The organism is Vibrio sp. TH_r3, assembly GCF_033101115.1.
Classification (GTDB): domain Bacteria; phylum Pseudomonadota; class Gammaproteobacteria; order Enterobacterales; family Vibrionaceae; genus Vibrio.
In genome coordinates, this window is record NZ_JAWMPW010000067.1 from 1 (window position 1) to 844 (window position 844).

Annotated in this window: 1 pseudogene; it reads right to left on the bottom strand. The window is 41.2% G+C overall.

The window, feature by feature from the left end:
* Positions 1-844: pseudogene (locus R3X26_RS18770) on the bottom strand (IS3 family transposase); the annotation flags it as partial.

Consider the following 844-nt stretch of genomic DNA (forward strand, 5'->3'; position numbering starts at 1 on the left):
ATCACTGTGAAACAAAATGTTCTCAGGTTGGCCTCGTGATTCAAAGGCCATTGAAAGTGCTTTACCTGTTAATTTACTATCAGGTGATAAAGACATCGCCCACCCAATAGGCTTACGCGAAAATAGGTCGATGACTACCGCGAGATATGCCCATCGATTTCCTGTCCACACAAACGTTACATCTCCAACCCAAACTTTGTTTGGAGTCGTCACTGTAAATTGACGATCTAAATGATTAGGGATAGCTATATGCTCTGAGCCCGATTTTTTATATTTATGTTTTGGTTGTTGGCAACTCACTAATCTTAAGCTCTTCATCAACTTTGAAGCTCGATAACGACTCAATGGTGTACCTTGATTCGTCACCATATCCGCGATACTCCTCGCCCCTGCTGAGCCATTGCTGGCGGCATGAACTTCTCTAATCAAGCATTGTAATTTAATCTTTTCAGGGCTTACATCACTGGGCCGATTTCGCCAATATTTATAACTGCTTCGATGAACATTGAACACGTAACATAACGTTTTAACGCTATAGCTCTTCCTGAGTTTCTCGATTATCGAGAATTGTTCAGAGAGTCGGACATCAAGAGAGCGGAAGCCTTTTTTAAAATATCATTGTGTTCTTCAAGACGAGCAAGTTTCTTTTTCAATTCACGGATTTCAATTTGCTCAGGAGTAAGAGGAGCCGCTTGCGGAGCTTTTCCTTCACGTTCCTCTTTTAACTGACGAACCCATTTACCTAAAGCAGATTTACTCACATTCATCGCTTGAGCTGCTTCAACAATCGTATAATTTTGATCGAGAACTAACTGGGCAGCCTCAAGTTTAAATTCTGCACTAA